Source organism: Sphingobium sp., from assembly GCF_048594625.1.
Taxonomy (GTDB): domain Bacteria; phylum Pseudomonadota; class Alphaproteobacteria; order Sphingomonadales; family Sphingomonadaceae; genus Sphingobium.
This window is the reverse complement of sequence record NZ_JBMDWL010000086.1, coordinates 39,693-55,368: the sequence shown is the minus strand read 5'-3', so window position 1 is coordinate 55,368 and position 15,676 is coordinate 39,693. Positions and strand designations below refer to the sequence as shown.

Genomic DNA, 15,676 nt, shown 5'->3' with positions numbered 1-15,676 from the left:
GCCCGCATTGTCCTTTTCAGAAAGACGCCGTCATCGTCCTGTAACCTTTCGCCCAAGGCGGCTTGCGCGAAATTATTTTTTAAAAGCGATTTTCGGCGTTCTGAGGCCCCCGAAGCGCAAGGGTGGCCGAAAGGCTCGGCGTCACAGGTCTGTAACCTGACGCCCCCCGGCGTCCATGCTGGAGATACCGATGCCTGTTCTGGTCCATGCTGTTGCTCCTCAGACCAAAGCCATTCGCCCTTCCACGCGCAGCCTGTGGGGAGTCAGTCTCGGCGCCCTGGTGACGCTGCTCGCCAGTACGCCCGCCCTCGCGCAGGCTGATCAGCAATGCGGGCCGGTGACGGCGGGTACCGTCCAGTGTGCGCCCGATGACAATGCCTATCCGACCGGCGTGCATTATGATCTCACGGTGCTGCCGCCGCAGGACCTTACCGTCGTCGTTCCGCCGGAAACGGTAATCTCGACGGTCGATGACCAGGCCACAGGGATCGACGTTTCGACCGGTGGTGGCGCGATCATCGTTTCGGCCGCCGGATCGACGGTGCAGACGGCGGGGTGGCGCAGCCTTGGCGTGGATGCGGTAACGGGCGGCGGCGACATCACCGTCGACGCAGGCACGGTGATGACTACGGGCTATTCCGCTACTGGTATCAACGCCGATACGGGCCGGGGCGGTGACATCCGCATTACCGCCGATCAGGTAAGCACCAGCGGCGAGACTTCCGTAGGCATTCGCGCGACCACGCCCGATGGCGACATTTCGATCCATAGCGGGATCGTGTCGACCTATGGCTTTGGTTCGGACGCGATCTATGCGGCGAGCAGCAATGGCAACACGACGATCAATGTCGGGGCGGTCTATACATGGGGCGAGTCCGCGCGCGGGATCGTGGCCTATTCATCAGGTACGACCACGGTGCATGCTGAAACCGTAGGCTCGTGGGGAGGAGGATATGGCACCGAGGCCGATGCGACGGCCATAACGGCAGTCGGTACGGCGGTCGATGTCGCGATCTCCGGAACCGTCCGCACAAATGGCGACTATGCCACTGGTATCCTCGCGCGCAGCAACATGGTCTACAGCGACCCAACGGTCGTGCCGACGATCAGCGTATCCGCTGGCCTGGTTTCGACCACCGGCGCCTTCTCGGACGGCATCGTCGCGCTCAATTATGCGGAAGGCGGCCTTACCCATGTAGATGTGGGAAGCGTCTATACGCGCGGTGCGGCGTCCTTCGGCGTCTATGCGGGCAGCATGGGGGACGTCTGGGTAAATACGGGTGATGTCACTACGCTCGGCGCCGGTTCCCAGGGTGTGCACGCCGTAAGTCTTGGGGGGAACATCGACGTCACTACCGGGAATGTTTCGACCAACGGCCAGGGCGCGCATGGCGTATATGCGATCAACTATAGTCAGGGCGCGGTCACCGTCACTACCGGCGATGTGAAGACACGCCGGGACTATGCGATCGGCATCGGCGCGCTCTCGCTCGGCGACGTTTCGGTCGATACCCGTTCGGTGCAGGTCAGCGGCTATGGCAGTCAGGGCGTGGTGGCCTATAGCGTCTTCGGTTCGGTGGACGTTAAAGCGGGTACGGTATCAACATCGGGTGGCAAGGGCACGGGCATCGGGGCCTATGCATTTGCCGAGGGGCAGAGCGCACATATTTCCGTCGGATCGGTGGATACGCGCGGCGACAATGCGGTTGGCGCTCTCGCGCTTTCGGCGGGCGGTGCTGCGAGCATAGAGGTCACCGGCACGGTTTCCACAGCTGGCGAACATAGCGACGCCATTGCCGCACAGGGCGCCCTGCTAGAAGGTGGCGAGGCTGTCAGCATCAAGGCAGGCACGGTGATCACCACCGGCAATGGCGCGCGCGCTATTTCGGCAAGGGCCTCGATCGGCGATATCTCTATCACGGTCGACAAGGTGATGACCAGCGGCGACCTGGGCGGCGGCCGCCACTCGACCTGGGCGGAAGGCATTCTCGCCAGTACGGGCGAAGGCTCGATCCGGGTTGAGGCGGGTAGCGTGGATACCACGGGCCGCGGCGGCGCCGGCATCGATTTGGAGGCTGACTTCGGCGACATCGATCTTAAAGTCGACACCATCACCACCGCTGGTGCGCATGCGCCGGCTATCATAACGGCGACCTTTGACGGGGCGACGAATATCGATGCCGGGTCGATCATCACCACCGGCGAAGAGACGGAGGGCATCATCGCGCGCGCCTTCGTGCAGAATCCCTATTCGCAGGTCGATCGCAGCGTCACGATCAAGGCAAACTCCATCACGACCACTGGCATGCATGGCGATGCGATCTATGCATTGGGTGCCGATGCAATCACCGTCGATGCCGGCACGATTATCACGTCCGGAGAAGGATCGCGCGGCGTTTATGCCGTCAGTGCCTATGACGATGTTCATGTCATCGTTGACAGCCTCAAGACCAGCGGCGCCAGTGCCACCGGCATCGCGGCGCTCGCTCCCTTTGCCAATGTCAGCGTCGAAGCCGGCAGCGTGGAGACGCACGGCGATCAGGCCGGAGCGATCCACGCAGGCGGCCTGAATGCGACGGTAGCGGCGCAGAACGTCACCGTGGCTGGCCAAGGCTCGCGGGCGATCGACATGCTGGCTGCCGGGGGCAACGCATCCCTCAAGGTCGGCACGATCACCGGAACGGGTGCTGAGACGATCGGCGCCATGGTAACCAGCTATGAAGGCGACACCACCATTACCGTCGATCGCATCGCGCTGACCGGCGCCGATAGTGTCGGCATTGTCGCCCGCGCGATCGACGGCAATGCCACGATCTCCACCGGCGCGATCAGCACCACCGGGACGGCGATCGACGCCACCACCAGCGGCGACATGTCGCTCACCATCCGCGGCGCCACCAAGTCGCAGGGCAACGCGATCATCGCCAGCGGCAACAATGTCGGCGTGACGATCGCCGCCGGTGGCAGCGTTTCCGGCGTCAACGGCATCGTCGTCAGCGCGGCGACCTATGTGCCGCCGGTAGAGCCGGGCGAAGGTGAGGGCGAGGAAACCCCGCTCCGCGCCGCAGCCGATGCTGTGCATCACTTCACGCTCAACAATGCAGGCCTGCTTGAAGGGGGCAGCGGCTACGCCCTGCGCGTCGATGCCGGTACCGCGACGATCAACAACGCCGGTACAATCCGAGGACGGCTGCTGCTCGGTGAGGGCGATGACCTGATGACCAACACCGGCACCTTCCTCGCCACGGCGGACAGCAATTTCGGTGCGGGCAATGATCGCTTCGTCAATCAGGGCGTGGTTCGCATTGGTGCGGCCGGTACGCCTGCATCGAACGTGACCTTCATCGGTCTGGAGCGTTTCGAAAATGCCGGTATGATCGATCTGTCGAACGGTCATGCCGGCGACATCTTCACCCTTCCGGGCGACTATGTCGGCGCGAACGGCGCGCGGGTCGCGCTCGATGTCGGCAGCGGCACGGCAGACCGGTTCGTCATCGCTGGCGCGGCGACCGGCTCAACCGCGATCGTCCTTGCCGATGTCGGCAATGCCAATGCGGTGCTGACCGGTCGGACGCCGGTTGCCCTCATTCAGGCTGGCACCGGCTCCTCGGCCAATGCCTTCACTCTGGCGAACAGCGACATCGGCCTGGTCCATTATGGGCTGAACTTCGACGCCGCCACTGGCAGGTTCCTGCTGTCCAACGCGGCCGGCGCCCCGGTCTATCGCCTCGCCAAGCTCAACGAGACGCTGGCCAACGCCTGGAGCCGCGGCAGCGATACGCTCGCCACGCATCTTGCCGGCATCCGTGATGGCGGCGCGGCACAGTCCGGCGCACTCTGGGGTACGTTCGGCGGCGGGTCGGAACGTATCCGCCAGACCCGTTCGATCAACGGCAGCGCGCTTGCGGTCGGCTATCGGCAGGACGAGGTGGAAGCGCGGCTCGGCTACGACTTTGGCGGCGGTGAAGGCCGCCTGGCGTTCGGCATCACCGGTGGCTATATCAACTCGAAGGTCAATTTCTCCGGCAGCGCAGCACGCAGCACCGTCGATAGTTTCGATTTCGGGGGCTATGGGCATCTGTCGAGCGGTCGTTTCTTCGCCAACGGATCGGTCAATATCGCCTTTCATGCGCTCAAGGTCGCCGATCGGCTGCTGGACTATAGCGACAATCTGTCCGGCCGCAGCGTCGGCGCCCAGGCAGAGGCAGGTGTCCGCTTCGGGGGCGGTGCCTTCTTCGTCGAGCCTTCGGCCCGGCTGTCCTGGTCGCACACCAGCCTCGATGATGTCGCGGCGCTCAACCAGAAGGTATCGCTCGACAGTCTGAACAGCGTGCGTGGCACCTTCGGCGCGCGTCTGGGCGGGACGACGCATATCGGGGCTACGCAGACGACCTTTTATGGTGGCGTCCACTATGTCCATGAATTCGCCGGAACCGGCGGGGCGACCCTGTTCAGCAGCACGGCCAGCGATACGATCGCCGGTGTTGCGCTACCCGATCAGGTGCGTGCATCGCTCGGCGCCAATATCGGTGGCGATGGCCCGGTATCGGGCTTTGTCCAGGCCGATGGGGCGTTCGGCTCCGGCCGACACGGGGCTGGCGGCCGCATCGGCATCCGCTTCGGCTTCTAAAAGCGACCTGACTTTCGGGTCGCGGCAATATTCCGCCGCGGCCCGCCAACCCAGAAATGTTGTGCTCAAGCATTGAACGGGTCGACATGTGACAAGCTCATGCGAAGCCAGCGGCCGCAACTATCGACGAGATAAGTCGGCGATCTAATCGGCGCTGCCCGGAATGCGCGAACGGCGGCGCGGTCATATCGTCAACGCCATCTCCATGGGCAGATTCATCTCCGTGCCCGGCATCAGCTTCTATTGCTCAAAAAGAGGGCGTCACCGTTCCAGATCGGTGGACAACTCGACCATTCAGATAGCTGCCCGGCCGAGCTTCACGAGCACCATCATACAGGCCTTCAGGACGAAGGGCTGGACGCTTTCAACCGCCGAAACCGACGGTAGCATATACCTATCGCACATGTTTCTGGCGATGGCCGAAAAACAGCCGGCTAAGTGATTGATAAATGGCGCACCCAAGAGGATTCGAACCTCTGGCCTTTGCCTTCGGAGGGCAACGCTCTATCCAGCTGAGCTATGGGTGCGTGACGTTGGTCAGGAGGCGCGGGTAGCAAAGTCCTTCGCACTGCGCCAGCGTCAAAATCGCTTCGATCAATCTTATTTTGCCGCTTTTTCCATCGGCTGGAATGACCCAAGGCCGCAACTGGCCCCCGGTTGCAGGCCGGGGCCGTTGTTCCACAACACCGTGATCAGATCGACAGAACAGATTTGCGACATGCTGGTGCGGTATGAAAATCGCTTTTCAAAACCCAGCGTGGGGCAGGCCATCGGCAATATGTTGCGATAGACCTTGCCGCCATTCATCAGGAAATCGATGGTGCGGTCGTCGCGCACATCGGTTGATCGGATGGACCGGATCTGCACGCAATCCACCGGCTTGCCCTTGGCGACATAGGGATCGGGCGCGCTCTTCGCCATCACGGGCGCGGTGGTAGCGGCCATGATCATGCATAGCGGCAAAGCGATGGGGCTGTTGGAAAACGGGCGGGCGAACATGACTTATCTCCTATCCCCCATCGAATCGACGGCATGGAACGTCATTAACCGTCAGCTTCTAACCCATTCATGCTGAACGGCGCGAAAATGAAGCGGCGCCCGGTTCAGGCCGCTTTGGACGCTGCCGCCTTGGGCGCGGCCGTCTTGGGCTTGAACCGGCACAGATCGCTCACGATACAGCGCCAGCATTCGGGCTTGCGCGCCTTGCAGACATAGCGCCCATGCAGGATCAGCCAGTGATGCGCATCGCGGCGGAATGGCCCCGGCACATGTTTTTCCAGCTTCTGTTCGACGGCCAGCACCGTCTTCCCCGGCGCCAGCCCGGTGCGGTTGCCGACACGGAAAATATGCGTGTCGACTGCGAAGGTTTCCTGCCCGAACGCGGTATTCACCACGACATTGGCGGTCTTGCGCCCGACGCCGGGCAGGGTGGTCAGCGTGTCGCGGTCCTGCGGCACTTCGCCCCCGAAATCGCGCACCAATATTTCGGACAGGCCGATGACATTTTTCGCCTTGGTATTGAACAGGCCGATCGTCTTGATGTGCTGCTTCAGACCGTCTTCGCCCAGATCGACCATCTGTTGCGGCGTATGGACTTCACGGAACAGCGCGCGCGTCGCCTTGTTGACGCCGACATCGGTCGCCTGCGCGGAAAGGGTGACGGCCACCAGCAATTGATAGGGATTGCCATATTCCAGTTCCGTCACCGGCGCTGGATTGGCTTCGGCCAGACGGCTGAAGAAATCGAATATTCGGGCCTTGTTCATTGGCGTTACAGGCCCAGCACGCACTTCATGTCATAACGTCCGGCCGGTTGCCCGACCAGCCAGCGCGACGCCTTCACCGCCCCGCGTGCAAAGATGGTGCGGTTTTCGGCGCGGTGACCGATCTCGATTCGCTCGCCTTCGGTCGCGAATATCACCTGATGGTCGCCCGCAACCGATCCGCCGCGCAGCGCTGCAAAGCCGATGGCGCCCGGCGTCCGCGCGCCGGTAATGCCGTCGCGCCCACGCTCGCTATGATCGGCAAGGGCGATGCCGCGCCCGCGCGCCGCCGCTTCGCCCAGCAACAGGGCGGTGCCCGACGGTGCGTCCACCTTGTGCCGATGATGCATTTCGACAATCTCTATGTCCCATTCCTCGCCCAGGCCCGCCGCGGCCTTTTCCACCAGCGCCGCCAGCAGGTTGACGCCCAGCGAGGTATTGCCGGTCTGGAGCACCGGGATCATCGCCGCAGCCTCGTCGATCAGCGCATGATGCACCGGTTCAAGGCCGGTGGTGCCGATGACGATCGGCTTTCTGGCGGCGATGCAGGCATCCAGATGCGCGCTCAGCGCTCCCGGCACGGAAAAATCGATCATCACATCGCTCGCCTGCGCCAGCGCCAGCGGGTCGGCCGTCATGGCGATGCCGGGGGCGATGTCGCCCGAAGGATTGCGATCGGTCCCGCCCGAAATGCCGATGCCGCCATCGATCGCTACCTGCGCAATGGCGCGCCCCATGCGGCCAGCGGCCCCGAAAATGCCGATCGTCGTCATATCATGTCGCCCATATGTCTCGTTCGATCGGCCGATGCCAGAGCGGAACGGCTTTGTCATCCCTTGGCGCCGCGACTAGAAGGAACCTCATGGCGCACGACATCCATAATATCGTCATCCTCACTGGCGCGGGCATTTCCGCCGAATCCGGCCTTGCCACCTTTCGCGGTCCCGATGGCCTGTGGGAAGGACATCGGGTGGAGGATGTCTGTACCCCTGAAGCGCTGGCTCGCGACGCGGCGCTGGTCCACCGTTTTTATGACGAGCGCCGGGCAAGGCTGGCGGAAGTTCAGCCGAACGATGCGCACCACGCGCTTGCCGCGCTGGACGCGCAATGGCCGGGGCAGTTGCTGATCGTTACGCAGAATGTCGATGATCTCCACGAACGGGCGGGTGCGAAACGGCTGATCCACATGCATGGCGAACTCAAGTCCGCGCTGTGTGCCGCCTGTGGCCGGGCTGCCGCATGGGCGGACCCGCTGCCGCCCGGCAGCCGCTGTGAGGGATGTGGCCAGCCCCGCCTGCGCCCGGACATCGTCTTTTTTGGTGAAATGCCCTATCGGATGGATCATATCGACGATGCCATTCAGGATGCGGACCTGTTCGTTTCGATCGGCACTTCGGGCGCGGTCTATCCTGCCGCAGGTTTCGTGCAGATTGCCCGCCATGCCGGCGCCCGCACGCTGGAACTCAATCTCGATCCGTCGGCGGGCAGCATCTATTTCGAGGAAAGCCGCCTTGGCCCTGCCAGCCTGCTGGTCCTTCAACTGGTACGGGAGTTGCTGGGGTAAATAGGGAAAGCCTCTCGCAATGTCCGCCGCTTATAGTATAGCGCGGCCTTTCCCTGTCGCGTCGCGGAGCATTGCGTGATTACTGTCCAGCGGGTGGCCAAGGCCGCCGGCAAACATCTGACCAGAACAGCGCTGACATTGCGCAAGGCGCTGGGCGCGCGCAAATTGCGCAGCTGTCCGGCCTGCGCCGCGCCGGTCGTGGGCTTTTTCCGTTATGGCGACAATGGCGAATGGGGATGCCCGGAATGTGGCGCCTCGCCCCGCGAACGGTTGATGAACTGGCTGATCCAGCAGGGGCGGCTGACCGTCCCGACCAGCGGCGCGATCCTTCATATGGCACCCAATGAAGGGAGCCTCGTCCGCCGCTTTTCCGCCGCCGCCGACTATATACCGGCTGACCTTGACCCGTCGCGCTACACGGTCGCCAACATGCGTCGCGTCGATCTGATGGAACTGGCCGATGCTGATCGTTACGACCTCTTCTATGCCAGCCATGTGATGGAGCATGTGCCCGATGACATGGCGGTATTGCGCAACATCCATCGCGCCTTGAAACCGGGCGGCGAAGCCTGGCTGATCGTCCCGTTATGGGACAAGCCGACCGAGGATGGCAGTTTTGACATCCCGCCGCGTGAGCGCGAACGGCGCTTTGGCCAGTGGGATCATGTGCGCCAATATGGTCTGGACTTCGCCGATCGCATCCGCGCGGCGGGGTTCGATCTGGAGGAAATCGACGCCGCTGCGATCGACGATGACACACGCCATTTCCATGCGCTGGACGATCGTTTGTTCCGCGCCCGCAAACCCGGCGGAGACACCGCAGGGTGAGCCGCCTTGCGCGGCTGGAAGGGTCGGCCCGCTTCCTCGCGCTGGTGAAGCTCGCCAATGTCGGTCTGGTCCTGATATGGGGCTTTGCCGTCACCTTCGTCTTCGTGCGCATCCTGCCGATGGCGGAATTCCAGGCGTTTCTGCTGCTGGTGGCGTTCGGCAATTTCACCATATCGGCCGAATTTGGCCTGACCAGCATCATCTATGCCCGGTTGCGTCGCCACTGGCTGGCGCGCGCCGGGGGGACTGATGCGCCCGATGATGGCGGATTCCGGCTGGAGGAAATGGGAATACTCTTCTTGTTTCTGGGGCTGCTGATCGCGGCTGCGACGCTGATCCTGCTGGTTGGGCTGGCCTCTGGCTGGCTGACGACGCGCCTGCCGCTGCTTTTCCTGCTCTTCTTCCTGTCCGCCTGCCTCAACCTGCCTGCCTTGCTGGCAAAGCGGGCGCTGGCGGCGGTCGATGGCAATTTCCTGTGGGAAGGGCTGGATTGCGCCCGCCGCGTGGTTACCATCGGCCTGCTGCTGGCGATGCTGGCCGGGCTGGACCCGCGCCTGTCTCTGGCCCTGCAACTGGCGGTCAGCATCGCGGTCATCGGCTATGCCATCGCCCATGTGCACCGCCGCCTTGGCATGACCCGGCGTCACTGGCTCGCCTTCCGTGCTGGCGGTGGTCATGTCCGTGCGCATTATCTGCGTGACATCGGGGCGTCGGCCGCCTTCACCGTGTCGGACATCATCGCCTATAACGCGCCTTATTTCACCATAGCCGCCGCCACCGGCGATGCCCGGCCAATGCTGCTGTTCGACTTCTTCTTCAAAATGTCCCGCGCCCTGTCGATGCTGGTCCGTGCGATGGTGGAGGCCGCCTTGCCCCGCATCACGCGCGCCTATCATGCGGGCGACACCGCGCGCCTGCGCCAGTTGATGGGCCGTGCGCTCGGCGCTGCCCTGCTGTTCGCGCTGGGCCTGTCGGCGATGCTGCTGACGGCGGGGGGCTGGCTGTTCGCTATCCTGTTCGACGGCCGCGCTGCGATAGACCGCGCCGACATTGCGATCATGATCCTCGCGCTCGCGGCGCTGACCCTGCTCAGCGTATCGGTCTATGTGCAGACGGCGCTTGGCCGTTTCGGCGAATTGCTGTTGCGCTCGCTGCCCTTCCTCGCCGGTTCGCTGGCCAGCGCACCGCTGGCGCTGCTGCTCTGGCCTGACCGGTTCGACCTTGCCTTTCTCGGCCTCTACGCGCTGACGCTGCTGGGCGTTGCGATCCTCCACCTTCTGTCCCTGCGAAAGCTGCTGCGCGCATGAAAGTCGCCATGGTCGACCCCTCGCTCTTCACCGGGCGCTATGACGACAGCCTGTGCGCGGCACTGGCCGGGGAGGGCGCGGACGTCACGCTGCTGGGTCGCCCGACGCGCGCCACCGATGCGATCATGCCGCATGGCTATGCCTACAGTCCTCATTTCTTCCGCCATAGCGAAGCGCTGCGCGCCCGCATTGGCGAAGGCCGCGCCTTTCGCATCGCAAAGGCGGCCGAATATGGCATCGCCTGCGCATGGGGCGACATCGCGCCGCTGCAACGCGCCGACATCGCCCATATCCAGTGGCTGCCGCTGGCTCCGGCCGACCGACTGATGCTCACCCGGCTGAAGGGGCGCACGGCGCTGGTCCATACCGTCCATAATGCCGATGCCTATCATGCCGATGCGGGTGTGCAGGGCCGGGGCTATCGCGCGCTGCTCGACCTGTTCGATGCGCTGATCGTCCATGGCGATACCACGCGCGCGGCGCTGACGGGGCAGGGGATCGATCCCGCGCGAATCCATGTAACGCCGCATCCGCCCATGCGCCTTGCCGCCGCCACCGCCGCCGACCTTGCCGCGATCCCGGCGGCCACCATGCCGCGCATCCTGTTCTTCGGCACCATCCGCCCCTACAAGGGCGTCGACCTGCTGATCGACGCCTGCCTGGCATTGTGGCGCGCGGGCCATAGGTTCGAACTGGTGCTGGCGGGCAAGCCCTTCATGGATGTTGCATCCCTGATCGATGCCGTGGCGCAGGCGGGCTTCGCCGACCGGCTGATCACCGATTTCGGCTTCCTCACCGAACCCCGGCTCGACGCGCATATGGCCCGTGCCGACATGATCGTCTTCCCCTATCGCCATATCGATTCGAGCGGCGCTTTCCTTTCCGCGCTTCACCATGGCAAAGCGATGGTAACGTCGGACGCGGGGATGTTTGGACAATTGCCCGATGGCGTAGCGGTCAGGGCGCCGGCCGGAAATGCAACGGCACTGTCCCAAGCCCTCTTGCCGCTGATCGAAAGCGCGGCCATCAGGCAGAGCCATGGGGCGCAGGCGCGCGCCTATGGACAGGAAATGGGGAATTGGAAGGATATGGCCGTGGCGACCATGGGCATCTATAAAAGCGTAATGGCTGGCCGCGCATGAACCGCTATCGCCGTGAACTGTCCGACCGTGCCCTTGCCCTGCGCCTCGCGGTAACCGGGCGTATTCATCAATATCCGGAAATCCAGGCGCTTAAGCGCTTCCTGTCGGCCTTTGCCGTCGATTGCCTGTTCGATGTCGGCGCCAATCGCGGCCAATATGCCACCATGGTGCGCAAGGATGCGGGTTTCAAAGGGCTGATCCTGTCGTTCGAACCCAATCCGGACGTGTTTGCCCAGCTGCAACGCGCGGCGACGTCGGACCGTAACTGGCATGTGTTCAACATGGCCCTGTCCGATTTCGACGGCACGGCCAGCTTCAACATCATGGCCGCCGATCAGTTCAGTTCGCTCAAAAAACCATCGGGTGCGCAGGACGCGATTTTCGCCGACCGCAACAAGGTGACGAAGACGGTGGAGATGCAATGCCGCCGCCTCGACGGCCTGCTTCCCGAACTGGTGGCGCAACATGGCTTCAACCGGCCCTTCCTGAAAATGGATACCCAAGGTCATGACCTGTCGGTCTGCGAAGGCGCGGGCGCCGTCATGGCGGACATGCTCGGCGTCCAGACCGAACTGGGTGTCCGCCCCATTTATGAAGGGGGCACCGGCTATCGCACAATGATCGACTGGCTGGACGCACGCGGCTTCGCGCCTTCGGCCTTCTTTGCCAATAACAAGGGGCATTTCCCGCTGCTGGTCGAAATGGACGGCATTTTCGTCAACCGGACATTGGTGGAGGCCTGACCATGGTTGGCGCCCCCGGTTTCGTCAGCGCCCGTCGGCTGTTCCTGGCCGGTGCCATCGCGCTGGCGCTGTGGCTGGGCGCGACATTCCTGTGGCATGTCACCTATCGTCAGGGCGTCAGTCTGGCGGTCATCCTGTTGCTCGATCAGGATTTTCCCGCGTTGCTGGGGTCGCTCGCGCTGCTGGCGCTGGCGGCACCATGGGCGGAGGGGAAGGGGCTGGCGCTGCCCCGGCCGACCGCGCGGATCATCGTGCCGCTGATCGTCCTGCTGGGCCTTGCCGCATGGGCGGGCCATTATGCCCTGTTTCAGGATTATGCGATCAGCCGCGATGAAGAAGTCGCGCGTTTCGCCGCCGCCTACATGCGCGAAGGGCTGTTCGCCCGCCCGATTCCGGTCGAATGGGAACCCTATCGCCGGGCGATCATGCCCGAATTTTTCTCGCCATTTGGCGCTGCGGATTACTGGACGGCGGCCTATCTACCGGTGAACAGCGCCATTCAGGCGCTGTTCTGGCAAATGGGCGATCCCAATCTTGCCGGGCCTGCCCTGCTGATGATGGGCCTGTTCGCGCTATGGCGCGTCGCGCTGCACCTCATGCCCGACCGGCCGGACGCGGTCTGGGTGACGATGCTGCTGGGCTTTTCGTCCAGCCAGCTTTGGGTCACGGCGATGACGCCCTATGCCATGACGGGCCATTTCGCGCTCAATATGGTGTGGCTGGCGCTGGTGCTGCGCGGCGGGCTGATCGGCCATCTGTGCGCGGGCGTCGTCGCGCTGCTCGCGGCGGGGCTGCATCAATGGCATTTCCCGCCCATTTTCATCGCGCCCTTCATCCTGTGGATGCTGCTGGCGCGGCGATGGACGGTCGCGGCCTTCCACGCGCTGACGATAATCGCCATCGTCATCATCTGGGCAAAGATCTGGCCGGGCTTCCTGCTCCATTCGCTGGGTGCGCCGACCGACGTACGTCCCTCCGCGGGCGTTGCGGACAAGGTCGGCAGCCTGTTCGAACGGCTGGGTGATCGCTGGCAGCCGCTGGTGAACCTCACCCGCTATGTCGCCTGGAACAATATCCTGATGGTGCCGCTGGCGACGCTGGGCATTGCGGCGATCCGCTGGCGTCCGATGATTCGCGGGCAGGAAATCGCGCTGCCGCTGGCGCTCGGTTGCCTTGCCGGGTGTCTGCTTGCTCTGGCACAGGGCTATGGCTGGGGGTTCCGCTATGCCCACGGCTTCATCGGTCCCTTCTGCCTGCTTGCGGGACTGGGATGGGCGCGCTTCCGGCCGCACGGCGCGCTGCGCCCGCTGCTGATCGGCGTGGTCATCACGCTGTGCGCCAGCGCCTTCCTCGTCTGGCGCACGCATATATTCGTCGCGCCCTATGCCGCCAGCCATCGCCTGATCGATTCGAGCGAGGCCGACGTCGTGCTGGTCGACCCGCGCGGGGGACTCTACGTCACCGATCTGGTGCGCGGCCGCAACGGTGTGCCGGGCAAGCCCATGGTCATGAACCTTGGCATGCTGACGCTCGATCAGGTCGATAAGCTGTGCGAATCCTATGTGGTCGAACTGTTCGACCGTGTGGAGTTTCGCCCGCTCGGTGTCCCGCTGGCGCGCTGGAACCTTGGGCGGATGGATGCGCTGCGTGCGCATATGAAGGAAGCGGGCTGCGATCGTCCGGTCCAGCCACCGCTCCCCGACAATTTCGAAGACGCCTTCAACGCCGCCGACAACGCGATTTAAAGCATCCTGACGTCGGCCAACAGCGTGCGACCGAACTGGAAAACGCCTTCTGATCAACGCATGGCTAAAGCCATTGGGCCTTAAATAAACATCCGTTCAGGCTGAGCCTAAGAAGTAAGGCCCCTTTCGATTGCCTGCCAAGGTTCAAGGCAGGCGCGTTACTGCCCTGAAATCACTCATGGCAGTCTTCGAAAATCTCAGGTGGAACGGACATTTTAAAGGCGCGACGCCCTCAATTACCCCGCAGTCATATTCTCGGCCGCTGGCGCATCGTCGCGATAGAGCAGCATGACCGATCCATCCTCGCCCTTCACCGCGCGGATGGGCAGGCTCATTTGTAGCGCGGACAGAAATTCCTGGCTGTCGCTGGTCCGGAACCGCCCGCCGATGCGCAGCGCCGACACGCGCGTATCGCCGATCAGGATCGGCGCCTTGCGATAGCGGTTGAACTCGCCCGCCGCCTGATCGATCGTTTCGCCGTCCAGTTCGACCATCTGTTCGCGCCAGGCGGTGCGCTGGTCGATCAGTTTCGCGCCCAGATTGGTCAGCGCGATGGTGCGCGGCTGGATCACGGCGCCCACGCCGGCGGGGACTTTCTGTCCGGCGCTGCCGCCCGACCGCACTGTCACCGTGCCCTGCGTCACCGTCAGTTCGATGATCGATGGGCGCATCCGCACGTTGAACGCGGTGCCAACGGCGCGGATGACCGCAGACCGCGCTTCCACGTCGAACGGCCGCTTCGTGTCATGGGCGACATCGAAGGACGCCTCGCCTTTGAGGATGCGGACCTTGCGTCCGTTGGCGGTGAAGCGGACTTCCGCCTCGCTATCGCTGTTGAGGTGCAGGATGGACCCATCGTCCAGCGCGATGTCGCGATATTCGCCGATTTCGGTCTGGTATCGGTCGATGCCGCTGAATGTCCGCACGGTCACGATCGCGGCGACCAGAAAGAATATCAGCGCAATCCCTGCCGCGATCATGATGTTGCGCGACAGGCGGCGCTGCTGTTCCTCGCTCACGATCTGCGCCATCGGAGGCAGGGTGATGTCGGCCGCGGCGCTTTTCAGCCGCTCGGCGGCTTCCCACGCGGCTTCGGCGCGGGCAAAGGCGACGGCATGGCTCGGATCGCTTTCGATCCAGACGCAAATCTCGTTTTCGGTCTGTTCGCTGGGGTCGCGGTTAAGCCGGGCTAGCAGGCATGCGGCTTGCGCCTCTATCGCGTCCCTGTCTGCGCTGTTCGACCCTGGTCCCGACGCCTGCACGCTCGAAGTCCGTTTCCTCACGTTCTGCCCAGGCCCGCATAACTATCGCGATGGCTTTGGCCAGATGTTTTTCAACGGTAGAAACGGACAAGGACATTTCGTCCGCTATTTCCAGCATCGATTTTTCGTGAATGCGACGAAGGATGAAGACGCGGCGGCACTGGGGGGGCAGCGACTCGACGATGGTTTCGACCTGACGCAGCGCTTCGCGGGCGTGCAGCTGGGCCTCGATATTATTTTCGCCGCCCAGCAATTCCAGATCGGCGATGGTTTCGAAACTGACCACCTTGTTACGGCGGGCGGTGTCGATGACGAGGTTGCGGGCGATAGTGAAGAGATAGGCGCGACCGGTGGTCACATTTTCCCAATTATCCGTGGCATAGGCGCGGGCCATGACCTCTGCGACCATATCTTCCAGTTCATGGGTGGACGGTAAAATCCGGCGCAGGCGGCCGCGAAGGGCGGCTTCCTGAGGCAGGATGACCGTTTTGAACCATTCCAGTTTAGCGCGAACCCGTTGCACGATGACCCCCTTATTTGTCAGCCGCGCCTCTCCCGTTTCTTTATTTTGTAACAGTCAATCATGGATGCAGGGGGCTGTCCAGCCGTCGAAGGCCGCTTTCCTACCCGATCGGGTAAAAAAGTTCCGGTGATGGTAAAATAATTGTGGATATGTTGCCACGGGCGCACAG

At 63.4% G+C, this 15,676-nt stretch carries 12 protein-coding genes and 1 tRNA gene; 7 read left to right on the top strand and 6 right to left on the bottom strand.

The window, feature by feature from the left end:
* The first annotated feature begins 190 nt into the window (after positions 1–190).
* Positions 191–4,630: a beta strand repeat-containing protein gene (locus ACOJSJ_RS10565; protein WP_420144937.1), complete on the top strand. Its 4,440-nt coding sequence runs from the start codon at positions 191–193 to the stop codon at positions 4,628–4,630.
* A 450-nt stretch (positions 4,631–5,080) separates the two neighbouring features.
* On the opposite strand, the gene ACOJSJ_RS10560 is transcribed toward ACOJSJ_RS10565, so the two are convergent.
* The 4 genes from ACOJSJ_RS10560 to dapB form a co-directional block, all read right to left on the bottom strand.
* Positions 5,081–5,157, bottom strand: a tRNA-Arg gene (locus ACOJSJ_RS10560).
* Positions 5,158–5,230: 73 nt separating this feature from the next.
* Positions 5,231–5,581 carry a hypothetical protein gene (locus ACOJSJ_RS10555; RefSeq protein ID WP_420144967.1) on the bottom strand — a complete coding sequence of 117 codons (351 nt, stop codon included), beginning with the start codon at positions 5,579–5,581 and terminating at the stop codon, positions 5,231–5,233.
* A gap of 152 nt (positions 5,582–5,733) precedes the next feature.
* Entirely contained in the window at positions 5,734–6,396 is a 663-nt protein-coding gene (gene nth / locus ACOJSJ_RS10550) for an endonuclease III (protein WP_420144936.1), read from the bottom strand.
* Between the two features lie 5 nt (positions 6,397–6,401).
* Positions 6,402–7,166, bottom strand: a complete 765-nt coding sequence (dapB, locus tag ACOJSJ_RS10545) for a 4-hydroxy-tetrahydrodipicolinate reductase (protein ID WP_420144935.1) — start codon at positions 7,164–7,166, stop codon at positions 6,402–6,404.
* 89 nt (positions 7,167–7,255) lie between these two features.
* On the opposite strand from dapB, the gene ACOJSJ_RS10540 reads away from it, so the two are divergent.
* From ACOJSJ_RS10540 to ACOJSJ_RS10515, 6 genes are all read left to right on the top strand, one after another.
* Positions 7,256–7,957 (top strand): NAD-dependent deacylase, encoded by a 702-nt coding sequence (locus ACOJSJ_RS10540; RefSeq protein WP_420144934.1) that lies wholly within the window; start codon positions 7,256–7,258, stop codon positions 7,955–7,957.
* A gap of 75 nt (positions 7,958–8,032) precedes the next feature.
* Positions 8,033–8,785, top strand: a complete 753-nt coding sequence (locus ACOJSJ_RS10535; RefSeq protein ID WP_420144933.1) for a class I SAM-dependent methyltransferase — start codon at positions 8,033–8,035, stop codon at positions 8,783–8,785.
* On the top strand, positions 8,782–10,092 hold the full coding sequence (locus ACOJSJ_RS10530) for a hypothetical protein (RefSeq protein ID WP_420144932.1): 1,311 nt from the start codon (positions 8,782–8,784) through the stop codon (positions 10,090–10,092). The genes ACOJSJ_RS10535 and ACOJSJ_RS10530 overlap by 4 nt, the downstream gene beginning before the upstream one ends.
* On the top strand, positions 10,089–11,234 hold the full coding sequence (locus ACOJSJ_RS10525) for a glycosyltransferase family 4 protein (protein ID WP_420144931.1): 1,146 nt from the start codon (positions 10,089–10,091) through the stop codon (positions 11,232–11,234). The genes ACOJSJ_RS10530 and ACOJSJ_RS10525 overlap by 4 nt, the downstream gene beginning before the upstream one ends.
* Complete coding sequence (locus tag ACOJSJ_RS10520; protein WP_420144930.1) at positions 11,231–11,977, top strand: FkbM family methyltransferase; 747 nt, start codon at positions 11,231–11,233, stop codon at positions 11,975–11,977. The genes ACOJSJ_RS10525 and ACOJSJ_RS10520 overlap by 4 nt, the downstream gene beginning before the upstream one ends.
* A 2-nt stretch (positions 11,978–11,979) precedes the next feature.
* Entirely contained in the window at positions 11,980–13,722 is a 1,743-nt protein-coding gene (locus ACOJSJ_RS10515; protein ID WP_420144929.1) for an MFS transporter, read from the top strand.
* A gap of 236 nt (positions 13,723–13,958) precedes the next feature.
* Here ACOJSJ_RS10515 and ACOJSJ_RS10510 read toward each other — a convergent pair whose 3' ends face one another.
* Both ACOJSJ_RS10510 and ACOJSJ_RS10505 read right to left on the bottom strand, forming a co-directional pair.
* On the bottom strand, positions 13,959–14,984 hold the full coding sequence (locus ACOJSJ_RS10510; RefSeq protein ID WP_420144966.1) for a FecR family protein: 1,026 nt from the start codon (positions 14,982–14,984) through the stop codon (positions 13,959–13,961).
* A complete protein-coding gene (locus tag ACOJSJ_RS10505) occupies positions 14,902–15,507 on the bottom strand; it encodes a sigma-70 family RNA polymerase sigma factor (protein ID WP_420144928.1) in 606 nt (201 codons plus the stop codon). Before ACOJSJ_RS10505 ends, ACOJSJ_RS10510 begins: the two co-directional genes overlap by 83 nt.
* Between the last annotated feature and the right edge of the window lie 169 nt (positions 15,508–15,676).

What these genes read in the sequence shown, in the direction of transcription:
- ACOJSJ_RS10540 (WP_420144934.1), top strand. Translation starts at nt 7,256, where the DNA reads ATGGCGCACGACATCCATAATATCGTCATCCTCACTGGCGCGGGCATT.
- ACOJSJ_RS10520 (WP_420144930.1), top strand. Translation starts at nt 11,231, where the DNA reads ATGAACCGCTATCGCCGTGAACTGTCCGACCGTGCCCTTGCCCTGCGC.
- nth (WP_420144936.1), bottom strand. Translation starts at nt 6,396, where the DNA reads ATGAACAAGGCCCGAATATTCGATTTCTTCAGCCGTCTGGCCGAAGCC.
- dapB (WP_420144935.1), bottom strand. Translation starts at nt 7,166, where the DNA reads ATGACGACGATCGGCATTTTCGGGGCCGCTGGCCGCATGGGGCGCGCC.
- ACOJSJ_RS10525 (WP_420144931.1), top strand. Translation starts at nt 10,089, where the DNA reads ATGAAAGTCGCCATGGTCGACCCCTCGCTCTTCACCGGGCGCTATGAC.
- ACOJSJ_RS10555 (WP_420144967.1), bottom strand. Translation starts at nt 5,581, where the DNA reads ATGATCATGGCCGCTACCACCGCGCCCGTGATGGCGAAGAGCGCGCCC.
- ACOJSJ_RS10515 (WP_420144929.1), top strand. Translation starts at nt 11,980, where the DNA reads ATGGTTGGCGCCCCCGGTTTCGTCAGCGCCCGTCGGCTGTTCCTGGCC.
- ACOJSJ_RS10565 (WP_420144937.1), top strand. Translation starts at nt 191, where the DNA reads ATGCCTGTTCTGGTCCATGCTGTTGCTCCTCAGACCAAAGCCATTCGC.